A 14608-nucleotide genomic window follows, 5' to 3' on the forward strand; every position below is an offset into this window, starting at 1 on the left:
CTGGAAACAATCGGCTCGGTGAGCCATAACCCAATCGTCAGCCTGCCAGCTCTGGCCGCCTGACCCGAACCCGATCCTGCCGTGGATCGACGGTTCCTACACCACCCCGTGGGACACGACCTTTTCGCTATCCGCCATGCACGAAGAAACCACGCTTTTTGTTATGTCGCAAGTCCGCTCATGTTGCTTCAGATCAAGGCACGTCTGATGCAAGCACCAAAGTCTAAATATCACAGGTCCCGGATGGCCGCGCTTACAAGTTGGTCGCTTTGCGGGCTGAGCGAACGGCCGTTTTCAGGAATATCGGCTATAGTGTTCAAGGTCTGGAATTCGGGCGCATACCTGTTGGTCGGCTTTGCGCCGCGCGAGTGGCTGGTTCCGGTGGCAGCTGCCGTCCAAAACTCAATGAGTGAACGATGCATTCTGGTCGCCTGCCGCAGGGAGCGATCACCTAATCGCAGGAACTTCCCTGCCCCCCTGGTCCGATTGCCAAATGTCGTTTCCCGACGCGGGCAGAAGTAAAGTTCATTATTGCTGCCAGAAGGTCAGCAGATGAAATTCTCCCAACTCGGAGCATCCTTGGGCTGGCCCGCCTCCACCCATGCGAGCTTCCTGCCAAGAAAGTCGAGGGCTGACTCGAGTTCGGAACGCCGCTCCTCGAGTTTCGCCATCTGCGCCCTCAACACTGCTGCGGTCCGTGCAGGCGAGTCCTCACCCGCACGGTACTCGGCACCCAGTGCTGCGATTTCCCGCAGCGAGTAGCCCAGCGATTGCTGCAGCCGAATCATCCGCGCCGCCGTGACATCCTGCGCGCCGAAAACCTGATAGGGGTTCGTACCGCCTTTGCCGTTCCGCCCTGGGTTCAGCAGCCCCTTGCGGACGTAGAAGCGAATCGTGTCGAGCGACAAGCCGGTCGCTTTGGAAAACTGGGAAATCAGCATCGCGGAAAAGCTCTTGACCATTGACTAAAGTCCACGGTTATAGGGCTGGCCTGTCAGAAACTGGAGACATAAAATGACCGGCCTTTCCTCTCCACTCCCGCAGGTTCCACTCGGCCAGGACGGCCCCCTCATCGGCGTCCAAGGTCTCGGCTGCATGGGCATGAGCGAATTCTACGGTGAGACCGACGAGGTTGAATCACGCGCCACGCTGGAGCGCGCCCTGGAATTGGGCGTCACCCTGTTCGACACCGCCGACATGTATGGCATGGGGGCCAACGAGACGTTTCTTTCGCCCTTCGTACGGGCGCACCGGGACCGCGTGTTGATCGCCACCAAGTTCGGCTACGCCCGCTCGCCCGAGCGTCCAGACGACTGGAGCCTCGACAACCGGCCCGAATTCATCCGCGCGGCGGCTGAGCGCTCGCTCCGACGGCTCGGCGTCGACACCATTGACCTCTACTATATGCATCGGCGTGACCCTGCGGTGCCGCTGGAGGACAGCATCGGCACGATGGCCGACCTCGTCGCCGAAGGAAAGGTCCGTTGGCTGGGACTCTGCGCAGTCGATGGGGCCGAATTGCGTGCGGCGCATGCCCTGCATCCGATCGCGGCGCTGCAATCGGAATGGTCGATATTCACGCGCGACATCGAACGCGAAGTGATCCCGGCAGCGGCGCAGCTCGGAGTGACGGTCGTACCCTATTCACCGCTGGGACGCGGGATGCTGACCGGGCGGGCCTTCGGCGCCGCATTGAGGGCGGACGATGCGCGCCAGAATTTCCCGCGCTTCTCGGCGGAGAATGTCGATGCGAATGCCCGGCTCGTCGAACGGATCGAGGGGATCGCCACCGACATGGGGGCCACCCCGGCGCAACTCGCGCTGGCGTGGCTCTATGCCCGGGCGACTGAACTCGGCGTCGCCTGCGTGCCCATTCCGGGTACTCGCAAGCGCGCGCGTCTCGAAGAAAACCTGGCCGCAGCCCTGATGCGCCCGAATGAAGCGGCGATACAGGCGCTCGAACCGCTCGCCGCCGCCGTTAAGGGCATCGCGGTTTGATCGGACGAGTATCGCCTGTAAGCGGGACATGCAACTGCCTGCCACTCACACTTCGGAACAAGGAATGCCCATGCCGATAACGGGAGGGTGCCGCTGCGGCACGATCCGATACGATATCGCCCTAGACGCCCTGCCGCTGGTCTATGCCTGTCATTGCCGGGACTGCCAGACATGGAGCGGCAGCGCCTTCGCGCTCCACGCGATGCTACCCGAAGCAATCCTTTCGCTGGACCCGGGCGCGCATCGCTTCCGTTTGGACGATGTGGAGCAGATGCCGTCCGAGCATCTCGGATGCGCCCGGTGCATGACACGCATCGCCAACCGCAACAGCGCAGTTCCGGGCATGATCATCCTGCGCGCGGGAACGCTCGACCGCAGCAACGAGGTTGTGCCCGCCATTCATATCTGGACCAGCAGCGCCCAGCCTTGGGTGACTTTGCCCGATAAATCCCCCGCTTTCGAGAAAACGCCAACTCCTGCAGAGTTCCAGGTCGCGCTTGCGAAGTAAGCTGCGGCAAGCGTCGAGCGATGATTCTTTATATTCTGGCAAGCCGCTGCTCGGGACAAGCGATGCTAAGTGTATGACTGGTTTCGGCGCGACCGGACACTTTTGCCGTGGTGACGGAACGGCTTGAGTTGGTCGACAGGCGCTTCGGGGCCTTCCTGCTTATCCGACGCCAAAGCGTTCTCCGGAAGGCCACTCTGGCCATCGGAGAATGATCATGGAGATGCCTGAAACTGAACCCACCACCACCAAACGCCCCGTATGGAATGCGGGAAGAACCGTCGGCGCGAAGCGCGCGCTGAAACCGAAGCAAATTTGGGAGATCCGGTTCTACCTCAATCAACGCCGCCGCTTGCGAGATCGGGCGCTATTTGACCTGGCGATCGACAGCAAACTTCGCGGCTGTGACCTGGTGCAGATGAAGATCGGCGACATCGTCAGCGGCGGGCAGATTCGAACGCGTGCGATCGTCATGCAGCAGAAAACAGGTCGACCCGTTCAGTTTGAACTGCTCCCCGACGCTCGGGCTAGCCTGCTGGCCTGGCTCGATCGGCGGGGTGGCACGGTCGACGACTACGTCTTTCCCAGCCGGGTTGACCATAATGGGCATCTTAGCACCCGCCAGTACGCCCGGCTCGTCGATGAATGGGTGACAGGGGTCGGTCTGATGCGAAGCGACTATGGCACGCACTCACTTCGGCGAACGAAGGCATCGATCATCTACAGGGCAACCGGAAACCTTCGTGCCGTCCAGATCCTTCTCGGGCATAGCAAGATCGAGAATACGGTGCGCTATCTCGGGATTGACGTGGAAGATGCGCTTGCCCTCGCCGAGAATACCGAAATTTGACCAATCGGCTCCTCGCCTTCGGCGAGGGGCCAACTTCGCGGCGCTTGGGACTTTCCTGCCGTTCCGACGTAAGGTGTCTAACGGCGGAGCTCGCCAATACCCGACGTCCGGTCCTTCCCCGACTGGCCAACTAAGCGCGATCGGATAGGCTTTCTAAATTGGCTGAGAACGCAACTGGTCGCTTGCTCCGATCCCACACTGCCTCCACAAGCGTCCTCGTAACGATAGGGAGAGAGAAATTGTTATTCCACACGATGGTAGGCTCCAATGACATCGAGCGATCGCGGCGGTTCTACAACGCGGTTTTGGGTGTTCTGGGTGTGCCAGAGCCGATGATCAACATCGCTGGAAGCGGACATACGCGCCTCTTCTACCCGAACCAGGGCGGAACCAACTTCATCGTCACCCAGCCGATCAACGATGAACCTGCCACCGTGGCGAACGGGAGCACCGTTGCTTTCTCGTGCAATTCGCCCGAGCAAGTTCAGCAATTTCATGATGTAGCCGTAGCCAACGGCGGGACGTCAATCGAAGACGCTCCTGGCCCGCGGGAGTCCGCGATGGGAACTATCCACCTGACTTACGTGCGCGATCCCGACGGCAACAAGCTTTGCGGGATCCACATCCCCGGATAGAGTTTTTTACCCTTCTATGTACCGGCCCACCGAGCAATTGGGCGTGGCGCAGGGCCGGTCAACCTCGACCCATAAGTTGGTCAAAAGTGCCGCCGATGTGCTATCGGGAAAGGGGCGTGGCGGCTTCAGGCGTAGCCAGAAATTCAATTTGGAACCGCGAACGACTGGGTCAGGGTCGGTTGCCGCCGGCGCCCTCTATGTCTGCGTGGTCAGTTCGCGTTTCTCGATCAGCGCAACTGACTGTCTTTACTGCCTCTCCGGTTGATTCCTGCAGTTCGCATCTGCCGGTCACGCATAGACTGGCAGGAGATGCACGTACGAATGCCAGCCAGCGCCGCGCGACGCGCCTTTGGAATCTCCTCTCCGCAGTCGTCACAGTATTCGGTGCCATCGCCAATCGGCAAGCGTGACCGCGCGCTGAGCACCGCGTCCTTAACCGTATCGTCGATTTGATCTTGAATCGCACCATCGCGCGCCCAGCCGTTCGCCATTGTAGCGTCTCCTCGTTGTGAACTGGGCGCTGACCGAACACCGGACCCCAGATGGTTCTGGCCGCGCCTCTCTATCTGACCTTGTGAAACAAGATTAGCGCGTCTTCGCCGCCCCTTGGAATGCTATCATCGCCGGACAGCCAGGAGACCTCTTACTGGCTGGCCAGCCTCACAGCGTATGTGGGGATCATCCTGCCGCTTGGCAACGACTCGGTCAGCAGCGTCGCACGCGACCGCCGACCGCATTCGCGACGCGCTTTGTGTTCGGCGCGCAGGGGCGTATACGGCATGGGCCATGGCCTAGTGCTGTCGCTGAGCGGAGTACAGGCCATCCATATCACCATATTTGCGCCCTCCAAGGTGCACCTGCTCGAAATCGCCGGTATTCGCGATGCGCTGTTCGAAGCCAATTGCAAGATCGGGTCAGGACCGCATTACACTGTCGAGCTCGTAACCGAGCATGGGGGCGTTGCAGCCACCGCTTCTGGCGTAAAATATGTGGCTGATGCCAGCATCGACACTGCGGCGCCGACCTGCGACACGCTGATCGTCACCGGGCCTTATGGGTTGCCGACGCGCCCGAGCGGCCCCGCAATGCGATGGCTGCAGGATCAGGCCCGGCACTCCCGGCGCTATGGATCGACCTGTACCGGTGCTTTCCTGCTCGCGCACGCAGGATTGCTGGCAGGACGCCGTGCCACGACGCATTGGGAATATGCGGATCGTCTGGCGACCGACTTTCCCGCCATCGAGGTGGAGCCCGACCAGATCTTCGTCCGCGACGGACCCGTGTTCAGTTCAGCCGGGGTGACGGCCGCGATAGATCTGACGTTTGCCCTGATCGAAGAGGACCATGGCCGGGCGCTCGCGCTCTGGGTGGCACGCCGCCTCGTCGTCTTTCTCAAACGCCCGGGGGGTCAGTCGCAGTTCAGCGATGCCCTGACCGCTCAATCAGCCACGAGCAGTCCGATCGACCGGATCAAGCTGCACATCCTCGAATATCCCCGCGGGGAACTGGCCCTCGAAGCGCTCGCCGAGGTAGCAAGGGTGGGACCGCGCCAGCTGTCACGGCTTTTCCACGCCGAGCTGGGCTCGAGCGCAGCTACCTATGTCGAACTGACGAGAATCGACATTGCCCGGCGTTTGCTGGAAGACAGTAGCGCGCCGCTCAAGACGATCGCATATGCCGCTGGATTTGGATCGACGACAACCCTGAGGCGCGCTTTTGTGCGCCGGATCGGTGTCACCCCGACAGAATATCGCCAGCGATTTCAGACTGCCGGGTCTGGCGTGGCGGCCAAAGACGAAAGTGCCGCCGATTTGTCCTGAAGCGTCGCTCTGCGGTCATTGAAGGTTCGGCTGGGGGTTCGCATTGTCGAACCTGGAGGCCAGACAATGCGAAATGATCGCTCTGCTTTTAGCGCAAATACCAACCGGACCGGACCGGATTTTTCAACGGTATCGGCGGCGATCCCTGGTCGTGCCGTGGCGCATGACCGAGACGACAATAAGGGCCCACCGCAGGGGGATTGTGGATTCAGGCCCAAGCAATGGGACTGCCTGAACCGGCCATCGGACGATTCCGATTCCATTTTGGCTGCATATGGGTTGGCCCTGGACCACGTCGGTGATGGCGTGGTGGTCGCGGACATGCGTCAGCGTGGGCACCCCATCATCAAGGTCAACGCCGCGTTCGAAGCGATTACCGGCTATACTGCAGCTGAGGCCATCGGCAAGAATTGCCGCTACCTTCAAGGCAGCGACCGCCTGCAGCCCGAAATCGCCGAAATCCGAGCTGCCCTGACCGAAGGTCGCGCCTGTTCTGTGACGCTGCGCAACTACAAGCGCGACGGCACGATGTTCCGTAACGCGCTGCGACTGGTGCCGCATCGGGATGCATCCGGGCAGATCACGCACTGCGCCGGCCTGATCCGCGATGTCACCTACGCGTCAGGCGTTGATCGCCTGACCGGTCTGCTCGACCGCTACGGCCTGCTTGATCGGCTGGCGTCGATAAGCGTTCCCGCAGGATTCGTGGTGCTGCTGCTCAAGCTCGACATCATGCGGTTTCACGATGTCAACAATGGCTTCGGCTATGATATCGGTGATGCGCTCTTGCGAGCGGTCGCTGGGCGCCTCGCAACGTTGCCATCGGTAGCCTTGGCGCGCGTGGGCACAAACAGCTTCACGCTTGCCTTCGAGCTTGGCGATGCCCAACGCGCCGCGGACTTGGTCGACGATGTTCTGAACCTGTTGCAGCCCCGCTTCATTCTGCCCGGCGCGGCAATGACGACCCAATTCGGCGCGGGTTTCACGGTCGGATCGATCGGGTCGGATCCACTTCAGCTCGTTCGCCAGGCTGCCGCAGCCTTGCAGCGCTCGAAAGCGATGGCTTCACACCCGCCGCATCGCTTTGCTGCGGCGGACGAACGCGACGCCTCCAATCGCATCCGGTTGGCAAATGATCTGCAGGCTGCAATTCCGAACGAGGAACTGCTGTTGCATTATCAGCCTCAGTTGGATCTGCATTCGGGAAACATTGTGGGTGCCGAGGCCTTGGTTCGATGGAACCACGGCGTGTTCGGGCTGCAGTCTCCAAGTCGGTTCATTGGCGTTGCCGAGGAGACCGGCGCGATCCTGGACATCGGAGCATGGGCTTTGCGAACGGTTGCTAAGCAGGCGATGCGCATCAACGACGGACGACGCACACCCATACGTTTTTCGTGCAATGTGTCGGTGCTGGAATTCACCCGCAGGGACATGGTGGCGTTTGTCGAGCAGGTGGTCGCCGAGACCGGCTGTCGTCCTGAATGGCTGACCCTTGAGCTTACCGAAAGTCTCATGATGCCCGAGCCGGCGGAAGTCCTGCGCGTATTTCGCGACCTGCGCGGCTTGGGTGTTGAAATCTCTATCGACGACTTCGGTACCGGATACTCGAATCTGCGGTACCTGGAACGATTTCCGCTGACCGAGATCAAGATCGACCGCAGTTTCGTGCGCGATGTCGTTCACAGCCCTGCCAAGCGGGTGATCGTCGAGAGCATCATAAAGCTAGGCGGGGTGCTGGATATCCGTGTCGTCGCCGAAGGGATCGAGACCGACGCGGAGCTCTCCGTTGTGAAATCCCTCGGCTGCTCAGTCGGACAAGGTTATCTCTATTCTCCCCCGCTCGATACCACAGCGTTTGACGCTTTCATCAAGTATCACGCGATCTCGCACGACCAAGCACAGCAGGGCCGCCTTCTGACGACGCTCAATGACAATCGTGCTTCGCACACGGGAGGTCTTCCGGAATGAGGATGTTTCAATCAGAATGCTTACCTGCATCGGCGTCGGAAACATACCGCTGTCTCAATTTAACCTAAGTCAACTGCACCTCAACGGACGTCCGCTGTCGGTTGCACGAACCGCAGCTTTGCAAAAATGTTATACAGGATCAGCCTCCTTCTTCGCGGCGTGGATAGGACAGCTTTTAATAAGGAGCAGACATTCACGTAGCCTGTTTTGAATGACTGCGACTGGTCGCGAGCCTCCGGAACCGGACAATCTGCACATGGAGAGCAAAAATTGGCCCTTAAGTTTCCGGGAATGGTCGCTGTTGCCTCAAATAAACGCTAAAGCTAATCAAGTGGGAACCGAACCCACGTCCAAAACCTGAGGATTTCTCGATGTTTGGATGCAGGCGGCCAGAAATGGATACTTCCTTGCCAAATTCTTCAATGAAATTATAAGCTTAGAATAAGCTCAGAATCATCATATGACGCTCGTGGTATATTTTGCGGTATCTCGCTGCGCCGGACGAGCAATGAAGATTTTGAAATCAAATCGTTATTTGGTTTTTTGGATTCCGTCTCCGGCACCAGTTTCCCCTCATGCTAATCTTGCCACCCACAGCCAATCTGGCAGCGGGCAATTGCGCCAACCGTGCGGCGGCTTTAGCCTTTGGGGCCGTGCCCCTCCCTGCCGCGAGTGTTCGTCTGTCGATGCGTCTGTTTGTCCGTTGCCTTGCCATCCTGTCAGCCCTGCTTTCGTCCAGTTTTGCCCATGCGGCGCCTGCGAACCGACCGACGCCCGGCTATATCCGGGTGGCGATCGAGACGTCGGCGGGGACGATCATCGTCGCGCTCGATACCAGGCGCGCCCCGCGGACGTCGGCCAATTTCCTGACCTATGTGGATGACGGGCGGTTCGATGGCGTGACTTTCTATCGCGCGGCGCGGCGCAAGAGCGATCCCAAACAAGGGCTGATCCAAGGCGGGATCGATATGGATGTGCGGCGATCGCTGCCGCCGGTGGTGCATGAGCCGACCAGCCAGACCGGCATCCGCCATCTCGACGCCACCCTGTCCATGGCCCGGCCCAACCGGACCAATTCGGCGATGGGCAATTTCTTCATGACCGTTGGCGCGACCCCGACGATGGACGCGCGCGAGGGGTCCATCGGCTATGCCGCGTTCGGCCATGTCGTGGGCGGGATGGCGGTGGTGAAAAAGATATTGGCGGTGCCGACCTGTTGCGGAACGGGTCCGATGCGGGGGCAGATGATCGTCAAACCCGTCCAGATCCTGCGGGCGCGGCGGATGGATGGAACGGCGAAACCGACGCGCGGGGTCAAGCCATGGCTGATCGGCTTGAAAAGGCCGACAGTGAGATAGACATAGGTAACGCAATGTTGCGCGGGAGGTCGGGATGGCGGGGCGGATCAGGATCGGCATTGGCGGCTGGGTGTTCGAGCCGTGGCGCGGGACTTTCTATCCGGCCGGACTGCGGCAGAAGGATGAACTGGCCTATGTCGGACAACATCTGACCGCGACCGAGATCAACGCGACCTATTATAGCACGCAGAAACCCGCGACATTTGCAGGCTGGGCGAAGGCGGTGCCGGATGGCTTCCAATTTGCGGTCAAGGCGTCGCGCTATTGCACCAACCGCAGGGTGCTGGCGGAAGCGGTCGAGTCGGTCGGCAAATTTGTCGGACAGGGGATTGCCGAACTGGGCGACCGGCTGGGGCCGATCTTGTGGCAGTTCATGCCGACCAAGGCATTTGATCCCGACGATTTCGGCGCGTTCCTGGAACTGTTGCCGGCCAGTGTCGATGGCGTACCGCTGCGCCATGCGCTGGAGGTGCGGCACCCCAGTTTCGATGACCCTGCCTTTCTGGCGATGGCGCGGGAGGCTGGTGCTGCGGTCGTGCTGGCGGATCATGAGACCTATCCCGCAATTCAGGGCGCGGACGTCGGGTTTTCCTACATGCGGCTGATGCGGGCGCAGGAGGATGAGGTGACCGGCTATGGCGCGGCGGCGCTGGCGGACCGGGCGGCATGGCTGCGGACGCAGGCGGTGACGGGCGATGCCTATGCCTTCTTCATCAGTGGCGCGAAGGTGCGCAACCCGGCCGCGGCGCTGGCATTGAGTGCGGCTATATAGTCACAGTCTGTTGCATTTGTTGCAATCGGTGCGCCGCGCTTTGCGATTGTTACAATAGCATGACGGGCGCATAGGCCCGGTCCGCCCGCATGAGGCGGCAATGAATGACCATATTGGAGTTATATATGCGACAGGCTTTTCAGGGCGCTGCGCTGGTGGTTGCGGTCGGCGTGCAGATGCTGACCTTCTATTCGGTGCTTTACGCCTGAGCGCAATCCGCGCTCATCTCTACCCCGACTCGTCGGGATATTAAAAAGCCGCCCATGGCATAGGCCGGGGCGGCTCTTTTATTATGCGCTGACTTTCAGCTATCTCGCCATCAGCTTACCCTTCCGCGAGCCAGCCAGCGAGCAGATAGGCCACAACGCCGACCGGGCCGAGTGCGCACAGCGTCAGCAGGACGGTGGCGACGCGGATCAGCGTGACGTCCCATCCGGTGCGGTTGGACAAGCCCGCGCACACGCCCATGATCTTGCCGTGGCGACGGTCGAGGGTGAAGCTGTTGTTCATGAGTCTGGCCTTCTGATTTTGGGATTTTGGGGAAAAATGCGGGTCGATCAGGCGATCGGCACGACCGGCACGGCGGCACCGACGAACAGGCTGGCGACGATGAAAGCGCCGACAAGGGCGACGGCGGCACTGTGGAACTTGGCGATGGACATGGTAGAAACTCCCTGATTTTTGGCTGGCCGGGCGATCCGGCCTTGATGCCCGACAGGATTGCAGGAGCCGTGCCAGTTTTGCTTTTCCGCAGAAATTCGCGACTTTCAGGCGCTGTAAAGCGAAATATGCCTGCGGGCATTTCTATCAGTTGGGGAAATTTGCCATTTATCGGGATAATTTCCATGGGCGTGACATGAGCAGCGCTTTACTGTTCGCCTATGGCACGTTGCGGGCAGGTTTCGACGGGCCGATGGCGCGATGGCTGCGCAGCGTGGCGCCTATCGTGGGACGAGCGACGGCGCGCGGTGCGCTGTATCGGGTCGATACGTATCCGGGCTTCGTGCCGGGTGATGAAGGGGTGGTTACGGGCGATCTGTTTGCCCCAGCCGATCCGGCCGCACTGCTGGCGCAGTTGGACGAGTATGAGGAATGTGCTGCGCATTTCCCGGAGCCGCATGAATATCGGCGCGCATTGGTGACGGTGCAGGGGGCCGACGGGCCGGTCGAGGCCTGGACCTATATCTACGCGCGCGATGTAGCGGGACTGGCGCGGATTGCGGGTGGGGATTTTTTGGGGGAGTGAATGGCCTTGGAGGCAAACTACCCCGTTCGTCGTTCGTCCTGAGTAGCCATTGAGCGAAGTCGAAATGGCGTATCGAACAGCGCATAATGCTTCGATACGGGCCTTCGGCTTCGCTCAGTCCCCACTCAGCACGAACGGCGTTTTTTTTATTTCTGCTTCATCGCCTGCACTGCTGCCAAAGTGGTTTTGACATGTTCGGCATAGTTCATTTCGGAATGGACGAAGGCGATGCGGCCTGACGGGGCGATGACGTAGGAGGTGCGGTCGGTCATGCCCGGCCGCATTTTGAGCGCCACGTCATAGCCCGACACGATGCCCGGCCCGGCCGACGCAACGGCGAATTTGCCCGCACATTCCTTGGTCGAAAAGGCGACCAGATCATCGACCGGGTCGGCGGACATGCCAATGACGGTGGCCCCTGCCGCCTTGAACTTGTCGATATTGTCGGCAAATTCGCGCGCTTCGGCCGAACAGCCCGGCGTAAACGCCTTGGGGAAGAAATAGAGGACGACCGGCCCGCGCTTCAACTGGTGCGACAGTGTGAGGGTGAAGGTCTTGCCCGCCTGCGCGCCGCGCGTGGTGAAATCGGGCGCCTTGGCCCCGATGGCAAGGGCGGCCATCGCCCCGCTCGATCCCAACAGGGTAGCGGCGGCGGCAAGCAACAGGGACAGGCGCTTCATCATCAGGCTCCTTAAAATCACGGTCAGGCGGCGGGCGCGGGCGGCTCCCACAATTCGATGGCATTGCCTTCGGGATCATGAATGCGGGCAAAACGCCCGACATCGGGATGATCCCATTCGGCATTGGTGATGACGGCAATGTCAGCGTCCCGCAAGCCGGCCAGAAGGGAATCGAGATCGGACACGCGCAGGTTGATCATGAACGCCTTGTCCGCGGCGAAATAGTCGCTGTCCGCCTTGAACGCAGAAAAGACCATCGGTCCGCCCAATGTCCGCCAGGTCCATTCGTCGGGCTTGGCATCGGGATCCGACACACAGCCCGCGCCCACGCCCAAATGGGTGCGATACCAGGCGTTCAGCGCGTCGGGATCACGCGCGCGAAAAAATAATCCGCCCATTCCCAGCACCGGCATGACATGCTCTCCCTCTTTCACATCGGCGGAGAGAATAGCATGGCGACGGCAGTCGATCACGATCAGGGACAGGAACTAGGGGACGGCTCGCCGGTTCTGTTGTGATGCGCCTTGTCCTTGCCCTGCTACCGCTGATCGCCCTTGCCGCCTGCGACAAGCCTGCCGAAAAGCCGGAGGTGCAGCCAAATGTGGTGGCGAATATCAGCGACCGGACGGAGCCTGTGCCGGACAAGCCGCAGCCAGTGAACGCCACGGTTCCAACGCAGTCGCCTGTGCCGGAAAAGCAGGCATCCGGGCCGATCCCCGCCGCCTTGCAGGGTCGCTGGACTGGCGTGAGCGATCAATGCGGAGACCGGATGGCCGATCTGGAGTTGAACATCCTGCCGGACCAGATGGTCTTTCATGAAAGCGTCGGCATGGTCGAAGCAGTAACGCCCGATGCCGACGGCCAGTTGTCGGTCAAGGCGGCCTTTACTGGCGAGGGGCAAAGCTGGACGCGCACGCTGGTGCTGCGCCCGGCGGCCGATGGCGCGACGCTGACGATTATCAATGATGGAACGGCGGTGACGCGCAAGCGCTGCTAAACGCTTTCCCGCGCGCGCCGACCCGGCTACAGCCGGGCGATGATCGGCCGCCTGACCTTGAGCGATTTCCGCAATCATGCGGATGCGCTGATCGTACCCGATCATGGCTTCATCCTGCTGACCGGCGATAATGGCGCGGGCAAGACCAATATATTGGAGGCGGTGTCGATGCTGGCGCCCGGACGCGGGCTGCGTGGCGCGGCGTTGCGGGCGATGGCGCGGCAGGACGGGCCGGGCGGTTTCGGCATCGCGGCGGAGGTGGATGGCGTGGTGCTGGGCACCGGGGTTGCCGCCGCCACGCCCGACCGGCGGCAGGTGCGGATCGGCGGCGTTGCATCGTCCGCCAACGCACTGGCCGATCATCTGTCGATCGTCTGGCTGACCCCGGCGATGGACCGGCTGTTTCTCGACAGCCCCGGCGGGCGGCGGCGCTTTCTGGATCGGCTGACGCTGGCGCTGCACCCGGCCCATGCGGCGCACAGCGCGCGCTATGATGCGGCGATGCGCGCGCGCAACCGGCTGCTGGCCGATCCACGCCGCGCCGATCCGGCCTGGCTGTCCGCGCTGGAGGCGCAGATGGGCGAACATGGCGTGGCACTGGCGGCGGCCCGCTACGATCTGGTCGCGCGGATGAACCTGGCGTTGGCGCGGCAGCCCGATGCGCCCTTTGCGCGACCGCTGGTAACGATAGAAAGCGAGGAGGATGACAGCGATTTGCCGCTTGCCGAGCGGCTGGGGCGGGAACGACGTCGCGATGCGGCGGCTGGGCGAACCCTGTCCGGGCCGCATCGCCATGACCTGTCGGTGATCCACATTGCCAAGAACCAGCCCGCCGCGCTCTGTTCGACCGGCGAGCAGAAGGCGCTTCTGCTCTCGATCCTGCTGGCTCACGCTGCACTGGTGGCCGAGCATCGCGGCCAGCCGCCGGTGCTGTTGCTTGACGAGGTGGCGGCGCATCTCGACCCGTCGCGACGGGCCGCCCTGTTCGACCGATTGGGGCAAACGGGCGGGCAGGTGTGGATGACGGGAACAGAATCCAGTCTTTTCAGTGAGTTATCGTCGGCCACTCGACTGACGGTAACGGCGGGGCATGTTTTTCGTTCCGCGACATAACCCGCCCCCGCAACGACTCGTCGCCCCGCGCTTTTCAATGCGCCTTCGCTCTGCCCTAAAGCCTTTCAACGGGGCAAAAAGCCTGAAACAAGGTCGGGGTCGCATTCGCATGATCATTGGTTTTCAACGGCTTATCGCCGCTGCTCTTTGTGCGCTCTCGTTCCTGATCGTTTCGCCTGCGACCGCAAGCGTGCTGCAATGTGCGCCCTTTGCCCGTCAGGTGTCCGGCATACAGCTGCATGGCAACGCCAACACCTGGTGGAACCAGGCGCAGGGCCGTTATGATCGTGGTCATGAACCCCGCGTCGGCGCTGTCCTGTCTTTCGCCTCCAGCCGCGCCATGCCGGTCGGCCATGTCGCCATGGTCAGCAAGGTGGTGAGCCCGCGCGAAGTGCTGCTGACCCATGCCAACTGGTCCTATCGCGGCGGCATCGAGCGCAATGTCCGCGCCGTCGATGTGTCGGCCAACAACGACTGGTCCGACGTGCGCGTTTGGTATGGCCCGATCGGTAATCTGGGGCTGCGCTCCAACCCGGCCAACGGCTTCATCTATGCCGATCAGCCCAAGACCATCGACCAGCCGGTGCTGGTCGCCATGGCCGACCAGAGCGTTACCGGCGCTGCCCGCTCCGCTTTCTAAAGCATTTAACCGCTTCATAACAGGTC

General features: G+C 61.4%; 17 protein-coding genes. 12 read left to right on the forward strand and 5 right to left on the reverse strand.

All coding sequences use genetic code 11. The annotated features are described in order from the left end of the window. Window positions 1-545: 545 nt before the first annotated feature. On the reverse strand, window positions 546-962 hold the full coding sequence (locus D0Z70_RS21695) for a MerR family transcriptional regulator (protein ID WP_220475690.1): 417 nt from the start codon (window positions 960-962) through the stop codon (window positions 546-548). A 52-nt stretch (window positions 963-1014) separates the two neighbouring features. On the opposite strand from D0Z70_RS21695, the gene D0Z70_RS21700 reads away from it, so the two are divergent. The 4 genes from D0Z70_RS21700 (at window position 1015) to D0Z70_RS21715 (ending at window position 3988) form a co-directional block, all read left to right on the forward strand. Then, complete coding sequence (locus tag D0Z70_RS21700; RefSeq protein WP_119750002.1) at window positions 1015-1998, forward strand: aldo/keto reductase; 984 nt, start codon at window positions 1015-1017, stop codon at window positions 1996-1998. A 70-nt stretch (window positions 1999-2068) separates the two neighbouring features. Then, a complete protein-coding gene (locus D0Z70_RS21705) occupies window positions 2069-2506 on the forward strand; it encodes a GFA family protein (protein WP_119750057.1) in 438 nt (145 codons plus the stop codon). A 214-nt stretch (window positions 2507-2720) separates the two neighbouring features. After that, window positions 2721-3353 (forward strand): tyrosine-type recombinase/integrase, encoded by a 633-nt coding sequence (locus D0Z70_RS21710; protein WP_119750059.1) that lies wholly within the window; start codon window positions 2721-2723, stop codon window positions 3351-3353. A gap of 239 nt (window positions 3354-3592) precedes the next feature. Then, entirely contained in the window at window positions 3593-3988 is a 396-nt protein-coding gene (locus tag D0Z70_RS21715) for a VOC family protein (RefSeq protein WP_119750061.1), read from the forward strand. A 227-nt stretch (window positions 3989-4215) separates the two neighbouring features. On the opposite strand, the gene D0Z70_RS21720 is transcribed toward D0Z70_RS21715, so the two are convergent. Then, window positions 4216-4479: a DksA/TraR family C4-type zinc finger protein gene (locus D0Z70_RS21720; RefSeq protein ID WP_119750004.1), complete on the reverse strand. Its 264-nt coding sequence runs from the start codon at window positions 4477-4479 to the stop codon at window positions 4216-4218. Between the two features lie 288 nt (window positions 4480-4767). Between D0Z70_RS21720 and D0Z70_RS21725 the strand changes: the two genes are divergently transcribed. The 4 genes from D0Z70_RS21725 (at window position 4768) to D0Z70_RS21740 (ending at window position 9906) form a co-directional block, all read left to right on the forward strand. After that, window positions 4768-5808, forward strand: coding sequence for a GlxA family transcriptional regulator (locus tag D0Z70_RS21725; protein WP_239019074.1), 1041 nt, complete (start codon window positions 4768-4770; stop codon window positions 5806-5808). A gap of 66 nt (window positions 5809-5874) precedes the next feature. Next, entirely contained in the window at window positions 5875-7776 is a 1902-nt protein-coding gene (locus D0Z70_RS21730) for an EAL domain-containing protein (RefSeq protein ID WP_119750006.1), read from the forward strand. A 686-nt stretch (window positions 7777-8462) separates the two neighbouring features. Continuing rightward, window positions 8463-9134 carry a peptidylprolyl isomerase gene (locus D0Z70_RS21735; RefSeq protein WP_119750008.1) on the forward strand — a complete coding sequence of 224 codons (672 nt, stop codon included), beginning with the start codon at window positions 8463-8465 and terminating at the stop codon, window positions 9132-9134. Between the two features lie 34 nt (window positions 9135-9168). After that, window positions 9169-9906 carry a DUF72 domain-containing protein gene (locus D0Z70_RS21740; protein ID WP_119750010.1) on the forward strand — a complete coding sequence of 246 codons (738 nt, stop codon included), beginning with the start codon at window positions 9169-9171 and terminating at the stop codon, window positions 9904-9906. 324 nt (window positions 9907-10230) lie between these two features. Here the strand turns inward: D0Z70_RS21740 and D0Z70_RS21745 are convergent, their stop codons facing one another. After that, window positions 10231-10416, reverse strand: coding sequence for a PspC domain-containing protein (locus D0Z70_RS21745; RefSeq protein ID WP_119750012.1), 186 nt, complete (start codon window positions 10414-10416; stop codon window positions 10231-10233). Between the two features lie 346 nt (window positions 10417-10762). Between D0Z70_RS21745 and D0Z70_RS21750 the strand changes: the two genes are divergently transcribed. After that, window positions 10763-11152 (forward strand): gamma-glutamylcyclotransferase family protein, encoded by a 390-nt coding sequence (locus D0Z70_RS21750; RefSeq protein ID WP_119750014.1) that lies wholly within the window; start codon window positions 10763-10765, stop codon window positions 11150-11152. 146 nt (window positions 11153-11298) lie between these two features. On the opposite strand, the gene D0Z70_RS21755 is transcribed toward D0Z70_RS21750, so the two are convergent. Together D0Z70_RS21755 and D0Z70_RS21760 are read right to left on the reverse strand one after the other, a co-directional pair. Beyond that, on the reverse strand, window positions 11299-11832 hold the full coding sequence (locus D0Z70_RS21755; protein WP_119750065.1) for a peroxiredoxin: 534 nt from the start codon (window positions 11830-11832) through the stop codon (window positions 11299-11301). A 23-nt stretch (window positions 11833-11855) separates the two neighbouring features. Further along, window positions 11856-12245 (reverse strand): VOC family protein, encoded by a 390-nt coding sequence (locus D0Z70_RS21760; RefSeq protein ID WP_119750016.1) that lies wholly within the window; start codon window positions 12243-12245, stop codon window positions 11856-11858. Window positions 12246-12349: 104 nt separating this feature from the next. Here D0Z70_RS21760 and D0Z70_RS21765 point away from each other — a divergent pair, with 104 nt between their 5' ends. The 3 genes from D0Z70_RS21765 to D0Z70_RS21775 all read left to right on the forward strand — a co-directional run bounded on the left by D0Z70_RS21765 (window position 12350) and on the right by D0Z70_RS21775 (window position 14582). Continuing rightward, entirely contained in the window at window positions 12350-12829 is a 480-nt protein-coding gene (locus D0Z70_RS21765) for a hypothetical protein (RefSeq protein ID WP_119750018.1), read from the forward strand. Window positions 12830-12868: 39 nt separating this feature from the next. Next, complete coding sequence (recF, locus tag D0Z70_RS21770) at window positions 12869-13942, forward strand: DNA replication/repair protein RecF (protein ID WP_119750020.1); 1074 nt, start codon at window positions 12869-12871, stop codon at window positions 13940-13942. A 109-nt stretch (window positions 13943-14051) separates the two neighbouring features. After that, window positions 14052-14582 (forward strand): CHAP domain-containing protein, encoded by a 531-nt coding sequence (locus tag D0Z70_RS21775; RefSeq protein WP_119750022.1) that lies wholly within the window; start codon window positions 14052-14054, stop codon window positions 14580-14582. The last annotated feature ends 26 nt before the right edge of the window (window positions 14583-14608 follow it).

The sequence above is a fragment of the Sphingobium terrigena genome, from assembly GCF_003591655.1.
In the GTDB taxonomy this organism is placed as follows: domain Bacteria; phylum Pseudomonadota; class Alphaproteobacteria; order Sphingomonadales; family Sphingomonadaceae; genus Sphingobium; species Sphingobium terrigena.

Excerpts from the sequence above, each read along its gene's own strand:
- D0Z70_RS21765 (WP_119750018.1), top strand. The coding sequence starts at position 12,350 with ATGCGCCTTGTCCTTGCCCTGCTACCGCTGATCGCCCTTGCCGCCTGC.
- D0Z70_RS21750 (WP_119750014.1), top strand. The coding sequence starts at position 10,763 with ATGAGCAGCGCTTTACTGTTCGCCTATGGCACGTTGCGGGCAGGTTTC.
- D0Z70_RS21725 (WP_239019074.1), top strand. The coding sequence starts at position 4,768 with ATGGGCCATGGCCTAGTGCTGTCGCTGAGCGGAGTACAGGCCATCCAT.
- D0Z70_RS21755 (WP_119750065.1), bottom strand. The coding sequence starts at position 11,832 with ATGAAGCGCCTGTCCCTGTTGCTTGCCGCCGCCGCTACCCTGTTGGGA.
- D0Z70_RS21700 (WP_119750002.1), top strand. The coding sequence starts at position 1,015 with ATGACCGGCCTTTCCTCTCCACTCCCGCAGGTTCCACTCGGCCAGGAC.
- D0Z70_RS21730 (WP_119750006.1), top strand. The coding sequence starts at position 5,875 with ATGCGAAATGATCGCTCTGCTTTTAGCGCAAATACCAACCGGACCGGA.
- D0Z70_RS21745 (WP_119750012.1), bottom strand. The coding sequence starts at position 10,416 with ATGAACAACAGCTTCACCCTCGACCGTCGCCACGGCAAGATCATGGGC.
- D0Z70_RS21720 (WP_119750004.1), bottom strand. The coding sequence starts at position 4,479 with ATGGCGAACGGCTGGGCGCGCGATGGTGCGATTCAAGATCAAATCGAC.
- D0Z70_RS21710 (WP_119750059.1), top strand. The coding sequence starts at position 2,721 with ATGGAGATGCCTGAAACTGAACCCACCACCACCAAACGCCCCGTATGG.
- D0Z70_RS21695 (WP_220475690.1), bottom strand. The coding sequence starts at position 962 with ATGGTCAAGAGCTTTTCCGCGATGCTGATTTCCCAGTTTTCCAAAGCG.
- recF (WP_119750020.1), top strand. The coding sequence starts at position 12,869 with ATGATCGGCCGCCTGACCTTGAGCGATTTCCGCAATCATGCGGATGCG.
- D0Z70_RS21775 (WP_119750022.1), top strand. The coding sequence starts at position 14,052 with ATGATCATTGGTTTTCAACGGCTTATCGCCGCTGCTCTTTGTGCGCTC.
- D0Z70_RS21760 (WP_119750016.1), bottom strand. The coding sequence starts at position 12,245 with ATGCCGGTGCTGGGAATGGGCGGATTATTTTTTCGCGCGCGTGATCCC.
- D0Z70_RS21735 (WP_119750008.1), top strand. The coding sequence starts at position 8,463 with ATGCGTCTGTTTGTCCGTTGCCTTGCCATCCTGTCAGCCCTGCTTTCG.
- D0Z70_RS21740 (WP_119750010.1), top strand. The coding sequence starts at position 9,169 with ATGGCGGGGCGGATCAGGATCGGCATTGGCGGCTGGGTGTTCGAGCCG.
- D0Z70_RS21705 (WP_119750057.1), top strand. The coding sequence starts at position 2,069 with ATGCCGATAACGGGAGGGTGCCGCTGCGGCACGATCCGATACGATATC.